This is a genomic window from Streptomyces sp. 150FB (assembly GCF_000818195.1).
Classification (GTDB): Bacteria; Actinomycetota; Actinomycetes; order Streptomycetales; family Streptomycetaceae; genus Streptomyces.
In genome coordinates this window covers 2,790,902-2,797,942 of sequence record NZ_JTHL01000001.1, presented here as the reverse complement: position 1 = coordinate 2,797,942, position 7,041 = coordinate 2,790,902, and the positions used below count along the sequence as shown (strand labels likewise).

Genomic DNA, 7,041 nt, shown 5'->3' with positions numbered 1-7,041 from the left:
CGGGTGCTTCGGGGGCGGTGGGCGCCTCCGGAGCGCAGGGCGGCCGACCCCCGCGTCCGGCGTGGTGGCCCGCGGCCGTACTGGCGCAGGCCTGCATGACGCTGCTCCAGGTCTTCGGCGCGCTGTGGCTGGTGGGGCAGATCGCGGGCGTACTGGAACCGGGGCTGCTCCCGCCCGTACTGGTGATGCTGGCCGGGATCGTCGGCGGGCCGTTCGTGGAATGGGCCTGCGGCGCCGCGGCGCGGGGGCCTGCGCGGCGGTACGGGCAGGACGCCGAGCGGCGGCTGCGTGAGGCAGCGGCGGGGTGCGGGCGGGCGCGGGTGCTGGATCCGGTCTCGGCCGAGCTGATGCGGTATCGGGAGGTGCGGGAGCAGTACGTGACGGTGTCGGGCGGGGTGGGGTGAGGATGAGGGTGAGGGTGACGGAGTTTTCCACAACTGGTCAGTAATCCACAGGCGTCAGCGCATTCTCACCGTCCGGTTCAGCATGGAGTCAGTGAATCCAGCAGGACCGGACGGGAGGGGCCGTTATGTACGACACCGTGGTGACGCTGGTGGGGAATGTAGCGACCGGAGTGGAATTCAAGGAGTCGCCAGCGGGCGGGGTGGCGCGGTTCAGATTCGCTGTGACCGAGCGCCGCTGGGACCGGCGTAACGAAGCCTGGGCCGACGGGCCGACCAGTTTCTACACGGTGTGGGCGTGGCGGACCCTGGGGGCGAATCTGGCCGCTTCGGTCTCCGTGGGCGAGCCGCTCGTGGTGCACGGAAGGCTGCGGGTGCGTGAGGAGGAGTGGGAGGGGCGGCGCAGGACGTCGGTGGACGTCGAGGCGACGGCGGCGGGACACGATCTTACGCGCGGGACCTCGGCGTTCAGACGCGTGGTGAGGGCGTCGCCGGCCCTGACGGAGCGTCGGGCGGACGTTCCTGGAGCAAACCGGGACACGGTGCAGGTCCGCCCCAGGCCGTCGGACGCGGGCCCGGCCCCCGGCACGACGGCCGCCTCCGGGGCACCGGCCGCGTCCGCGCACGCGGCCCCAACTGCCGTGCGGGCCCCGGCTTCAGCGATCTCTCCGGCAGTGCTTCCGGCGATGCTTCCAACTGCCGTTCCCTGAGCTGGAGTTGAGGAGACTTGTCGATAAAGCCGGTCATATTCCGGCGTTGCGTACGCCATTCGATAACGATTCCGATTCGGAACGGTTATCTGATCGCATCGAGGGGCACCCGCGCTCCCCCTCCTCCATAGGATCCCGAAGTACTCACGGGGCACTTGAGTCTGCTGGCGAGGTACACCCCACGCGGCTCTCGCGATAAGGCCCTCGCCCGAAGGGGAATTCTGTGTTTTCTGCGATATCTGCGTCATCCGTACGGAGACGGGGCGTCACCCGCCTCGCCGCCGTGGCACTCGCATCCGGCCTGATGGCCATGGGCACCATGGCGGGTGCCGGTGCGGCCTCCGCCGACGACGCTCCTCAGCACCAGGGTGGCGCGTCCGCCACGCTCGACGGGCTGACCACCTTCGACAACGCCGTGCTCCATGTGAAGAACGGTGCGGACCAGACGGTTCCCGCCGGCCTCTTCGAGATGACCGTCGACGGTGGGGGCAAGCTCAAGACCTACTGCATCGACATCCACAACCACACGCAGTCCAAGGCGAAGTACCTGGAAACCCCCTGGGACCAGACGTCGCTCGGGACCAACAAGAACGCGGGCAAGATCCGCTGGATCCTCCAGCACTCCTACCCGCAGGTCGACGACCTCTCCTCGCTCGCGTCGAGCGCCGGTACGGGTCCGCTCACCGAGAAGACCGCCGCCGCCGGTACCCAGGTCGCGATCTGGCGCTACTCGGACGGCGTGGACATCGACGCGAAGGACGGACAGGCCGAGAAGCTCGCGGACTGGCTGGAGAAGAGCGCGCAGGACGTGTCCGAGCCGAAGGCCTCGCTCACGCTCTCGCCCGCCGCTGTCTCCGGCAAGGTCGGCGAGAAGCTCGGTCCGGTCACGGTCAACACCGACGCCGCCAGCGTCGCCGTGACACCGCCGGCCGACTCCGCCACCAGCGGCGTCAAGATCACTGACAAGGACGGGAAGCCGGTCACCACGGCTTCCAACGGCACGCAGCTCTACTTCGACGTGCCGGCCGGCGCGCCCGAGGGTTCGGCGTCGCTGACGGTCCAGGCCACCACCTCGGTGTCGGTCGGCCGCGCGTTCGCGAGTGCCAGCAAGAGCCAGACCCAGATCCTGGCCGGCTCCAGCGACTCCACGGTCACGGCCACGGCCACGGCCAACTGGGCCAAGCAGGGTGCGATCCCCGCCGTCTCGGCGGCGAAGGACTGCGCCAAGGGCGGCGTTGACGTCACGGTCGCCAACAAGGGCGACGAGACGTTCAACTTCGAGATCTCCGGTGCCAAGCACACTGTCGCGGCCGGCGCCTCCGAGACCATCACGGTCCCGGTCGGCGAGGACGAGGCGTACGACATCGCCGTAACGGGCCCCAACGGCTTCTCGCAGAGCTTCAAGGGCGTCCTGGACTGCAAGACCGCCAGCGCCCCGGCTCCGACCCCGTCGGCCGACCAGCCGTCGTCGCAGCCGAGCGCGGCCTCGGCCGGTGGCACCACCTCCGGCACCACCGGTGGTGACCTGGCGGAGACCGGTTCCTCCAGCGCCACCCCGATGATCGCGGGCATCGCGATCGTGCTCGTCGTCCTCGGCGGCGGCGCGGTGTTCTTCCTCCGCAGGAAGAACTCCGGTGCCACCGCTGAGTAAGTGATCCACCGCACCGTGTGACACGGTGCGCGACAGTGGCCCCCGGCACGCGTCAGCGCGCCGGGGGCCACTGTTCTCTGTATTGGGTCTTGGCGGGTCCTTGTGTGACGGGTCTCCGCGTGGGCGGCTACGGCCGTACGAGTCCCACGCCCGCGTACATGCCGCTCAACGCGGGCTCGGGCGGCGGCGTGTCCTTGTACCACTCGGTGGCCGTCACGAGCCCCGGCTCCACGAGGTCGAGACCGTCGAAGAACCGGGTGACCCCGGCGCGGTCGCGGGCCTGCCCGGGGATGGACTTCGGGTACGCGTCCATCACCTGCTGCTTCAGCTCCGGATGCATGTCGAACGTGCCGTGCGAGAGCGCCAGGGCGCTGCCGGGGGCGAGCGCGCCGACCAGCGTGCTCACGATGTCGTACGCGCCCTGCTCGTCCTTGATGAAGTGCAGCAGCGCGATGAGCGACAGCCCGATCGGCCGGTCGAAGTCCAGGATCGTCCGGGCGTGTTCCAGGATGGTGCCCGGTTCGAGCACATCGGCCTGTATGTAGTCCGTGGTGCCACCGGGCGCGCTGATCAACAGGGCCTCGGCATGGCGCAGGACGATGGGGTCGTTGTCCGTGTATACGACCCGGCAGGCCGGATTCACCTGCTGGACGATCTGGTGGAGGTTCGGCTCGGTCGGGATGCCCGTGCCGATGTCGAGGAACTGGTCGATCCCGGTCCCGGCCACCCACGCGGACGCGCGGTGCATGAACGCCCGGTTGTGCCGCGCGCTCTCCTTCGAAGCCTCGGGTAACCGCTCGCCGACCTCCTTGTCGACGGCGTAATGATCCTTGCCGCCCAAGAGGTAGTCGTAGATGCGCGCCGGGTGCGGCTTGCTGGTGTCGACCTGGGGCTTCGGGGTCATAAAGGCTCCGGTGAACAGAAGGGCGGTCCGGGCGAGGACACGTAGGCGCACGCACACGTCACGCGGTGGTAACGGGGCAGTCTGCCACAGCCAACGCCCAGTGATCAGTGGGTTGTTGGCGGTTCGGCGCGCGTCGGTACGGGGGCCGGCCCGGCGTCCCGTACCGCCGGGAGCCGCTTCTCCAGCAGCGTGATCACGTAGAGGGGCCCGGCTCCCGCGTCCTGCGCCGACACCTCGCCGACGGCCGTGTATCCCGCCGCCGCGTAGTAGGCGCGCAGCCGCCGGTTGTCGGACAGGCAGTCGAGACGGCACAGACTCCGCCCGGTGGCGGCGACGCGGCGTTCCGCCTCGGCGAGCAGCAGCCGCCCGGTGCCCGGCGGGGCGGTGGCGCGGTCGGTCATGAGCCGGTGGACGTGCCCCGCGTCCCCGGGCCGCGTACCCCAGGCCGCCGGATCGGCCCACCACAGCTCCCAGGCGCCCGCGACCGGGCCGTCAGGGCCCAGGGACGCGATCCAGACCTCGCCCGCCGCGAGCCGCTTACGGAAGTGGTCCTCGCCCAGCGCCCCGGGCTTCCACTGGTCGATCCCCCGGGAGATGTGCCAGCGCGCGGCGCTGTCGCGGAGCCGTACCAGCTCGGACAGGTCGTTCTCGTCCGCACGCCGGAAGGAAAGCGCGGGAAGCGGGGGAGGTGCGGGAAGCGGAAGCTGTGCCGGTTCGGACGGTTCGGACGGATCCAGGTCTTTTTTCACAACGCGGCACCCTATCTCCGGGGCGGACGGCCGTCACGCCCCGTCACCGTACGTAGCCACCCCGTCCACCGTGCGGGGAGGCCGTTTCCGTCGGGCGGTGGACGTCAGGCAAGATGGGTTTATCTGCCCTCACGCGGCGGAGCCGCACATTGGCCCTTCTCGATTGCCGGACGGTTTCTCTTGGCTGAGTACATCTACACGATGCGCAAGACGCGTAAGGCGCATGGCGACAAGGTCATTCTCGATGACGTGACGCTGAGCTTCCTGCCCGGAGCGAAGATCGGTGTGGTGGGTCCGAACGGTGCAGGTAAGTCCACCGTGCTGAAGATCATGGCGGGGATCGAGCACCCGTCGAACGGTGACGCCTTCCTGTCGCCGGGTTACTCGGTCGGCATGCTCCTCCAGGAGCCGCCGCTCGACGAGACCAAGACCGTGCTGGAGAACGTCCAGCAGGGCGCCGCCGAGATCATGGGCAAGCTGCACCGCTTCAACGAAGTGGCCGAAGCGATGGCGACGGACTACTCCGACGCGCTCATGGACGAGATGGGCAAGCTCCAGGAGGACCTGGACCACGCCAACGCGTGGGACCTGGACACCCAGCTCGAACAGGCCATGGACGCGCTGGGCTGCCCGCCCGGCGACTGGCCGGTCACCAACCTCTCGGGTGGGGAGCGCCGTCGCGTCGCGCTCTGCAGGCTGCTGCTGGAGGCGCCCGACCTGCTGCTCCTCGACGAGCCCACCAACCACCTGGACGCCGAGTCCGTCCAGTGGCTGGAGCAGCACCTCGCGAAGTACCCCGGCACCGTCGTCGCGGTCACTCACGACAGGTACTTCCTCGACAACGTCGCTGGCTGGATCCTGGAGCTCGACCGCGGTCGCGCGATCGGCTACGAGGGCAACTACTCCACGTACCTGGAGAGCAAGCAGGCCCGGCTCAAGGTCGAGGGCCAGAAGGACGCCAAGCGCGCCAAGCGGCTCAAGGAAGAGCTTGAGTGGGTCCGCTCCAACGCCAAGGGCCGGCAGGTCAAGTCCAAGGCCAGGCTGGCGCGTTACGAGGAAATGGCCGCCGAGGCCGACAAGATGCGCAAGCTGGACTTCGACGAGATCCAGATCCCGCCGGGCCCGCGCCTCGGCAGTGTGGTCGTCGAGGTCGAGCACCTCTCCAAGGCCTTCGGCGAGAAGGTGCTGATCGACGACCTCTCCTTCACACTGCCGCGCATGGGCATCGTCGGAGTGATCGGCCCGAACGGCGCCGGCAAGACCACCCTGTTCAAGATGATCCAGGGCTTCGAGGAGCCGGACTCCGGCTCCATCAAGGTCGGCGAGACCGTCAAGATCAGCTACGTCGACCAGGGCCGCGGGAACATCGACCCGAAGAAGTCGCTGTGGGCCGTCGTCTCCGACGAGCTGGACTACATCAACGTCGGCCAGGTCGAGATGCCTTCGCGGGCGTACGTGTCCGCCTTCGGCTTCAAGGGCCCGGACCAGCAGAAGCCGGCCGGTGTGCTGTCCGGTGGTGAGCGCAACCGCCTCAACCTGGCGCTGACCCTCAAGCAGGGCGGCAACCTGCTGCTCCTCGACGAACCGACCAACGACCTCGACGTCGAGACGCTGTCCTCGCTGGAGAACGCCCTGCTGGAGTTCCCCGGCGCGGCTGTGGTCGTCTCCCACGACCGGTGGTTCCTCGACCGCGTGGCCACGCACATCCTGGCCTACGAGGGCGAGTCCAAGTGGTTCTGGTTCGAGGGGAACTACGACTCGTACGAGAAGAACAAGGTCGAGCGGCTCGGCGCCGACGCCGCCCGTCCCACCCGCGCCACCTACAAGAAGCTCACTCGGGGCTGAGGCTCGAAAATGGCTCGCCATACGTACAGTTGCCCGCTCCGCTGGTCGGACATGGACGCCTTCGGGCACGTCAACAATGTGGTCTTCCTCCGCTATCTGGAGGAGGCCCGCATCGACTTCATGTTCCGGCTGGCGCCGGGGGACGGCTCACCGTCGTTCTCCGGAGGGTCCGTCGTGGCACGCCACGAGATCGACTACAAGCGGCCGTTGGTCCACCGGCATGAGCCGGTGACCGTCGAGTCATGGGTCACGAAGATAAACGCGGCCTCGCTGACGATCGCGTACGAGATCAAGGACGAGGACCAGGTGTACGTACGGGCGTCGACCGTTGTCGTGCCGTACGACCTGGCAGCGGCCAGGCCGCGCCGTATCACCGAGGAGGAGAAGGCATACCTCCTGAAGTACCTCGATGACGACAAGGATGTCGTCGCGGTATGACAATGCCTGTCAGGACACTGGAGTTCGCCGACGCGCGCGAGGCGGCGGACCTCGGCGCCTTTCTCGGCCGGCTGATCCACTACGACCGTGCCGCCGCCGTCCGCCTCCAGGCGGACCGCGGGGCGGTCGCCGTCTTCGGGCGGCCGCCGTCCTTCGAGGTGCTCGCGATCCGTACGGTACGGCTCGGCCACGCGGCCGAGCTGGACATCACCGTGTCAGCGGGCGAGTTGCTGGAGGGGATCGCGGAACAGGGGAGCGAAGAGACGGGGAGCGTGCTCGCCGTGCCCGCGCCGGTCACCGGGCCTCCTTGGGCCGGTCTGCTGCCGCCGCGCGGCGGCTGGCA

Annotated in this window: 6 protein-coding genes and 2 pseudogenes; 6 read left to right on the top strand and 2 right to left on the bottom strand. The window is 68.9% G+C overall.

The window, feature by feature from the left end; translation table 11 throughout:
* The 3 genes and pseudogenes from QR77_RS48555 to QR77_RS11745 form a co-directional block, all read left to right on the top strand.
* Positions 1-404 (top strand): annotated as a pseudogene (locus tag QR77_RS48555) (ATP-binding protein); the annotation flags it as partial.
* Positions 405-529: 125 nt separating this feature from the next.
* Positions 530-1,111 (top strand): single-stranded DNA-binding protein, encoded by a 582-nt coding sequence (locus tag QR77_RS11750; RefSeq protein ID WP_078876619.1) that lies wholly within the window; start codon positions 530-532, stop codon positions 1,109-1,111.
* Positions 1,112-1,394: 283 nt separating this feature from the next.
* Positions 1,395-2,762, top strand: coding sequence for an LAETG motif-containing sortase-dependent surface protein (locus tag QR77_RS11745; RefSeq protein WP_347359776.1), 1,368 nt, complete (start codon positions 1,395-1,397; stop codon positions 2,760-2,762).
* A 127-nt stretch (positions 2,763-2,889) separates the two neighbouring features.
* Here the strand turns inward: QR77_RS11745 and QR77_RS11740 are convergent, their stop codons facing one another.
* Both QR77_RS11740 and QR77_RS11735 read right to left on the bottom strand, forming a co-directional pair.
* The gene (locus QR77_RS11740; protein ID WP_040021507.1) at positions 2,890-3,666 is read right to left on the bottom strand and encodes an SAM-dependent methyltransferase; all 777 of its coding nucleotides are present in this window, start codon (positions 3,664-3,666) and stop codon (positions 2,890-2,892) included.
* Positions 3,667-3,770: 104 nt separating this feature from the next.
* A complete protein-coding gene (locus tag QR77_RS11735) occupies positions 3,771-4,415 on the bottom strand; it encodes a GNAT family N-acetyltransferase (RefSeq protein WP_236710606.1) in 645 nt (214 codons plus the stop codon).
* Between the two features lie 180 nt (positions 4,416-4,595).
* Between QR77_RS11735 and ettA the strand changes: the two genes are divergently transcribed.
* From ettA to QR77_RS11720, 3 genes and pseudogenes are all read left to right on the top strand, one after another.
* Complete coding sequence (gene ettA, locus QR77_RS11730; protein WP_078876618.1) at positions 4,596-6,260, top strand: energy-dependent translational throttle protein EttA; 1,665 nt, start codon at positions 4,596-4,598, stop codon at positions 6,258-6,260.
* A gap of 9 nt (positions 6,261-6,269) precedes the next feature.
* On the top strand, positions 6,270-6,698 hold the full coding sequence (locus tag QR77_RS11725) for a thioesterase family protein (protein WP_078876617.1): 429 nt from the start codon (positions 6,270-6,272) through the stop codon (positions 6,696-6,698).
* Positions 6,695-7,041 (top strand): annotated as a pseudogene (locus QR77_RS11720) (hypothetical protein); the annotation flags it as partial. The gene QR77_RS11725 and the pseudogene QR77_RS11720, both read left to right, overlap by 4 nt.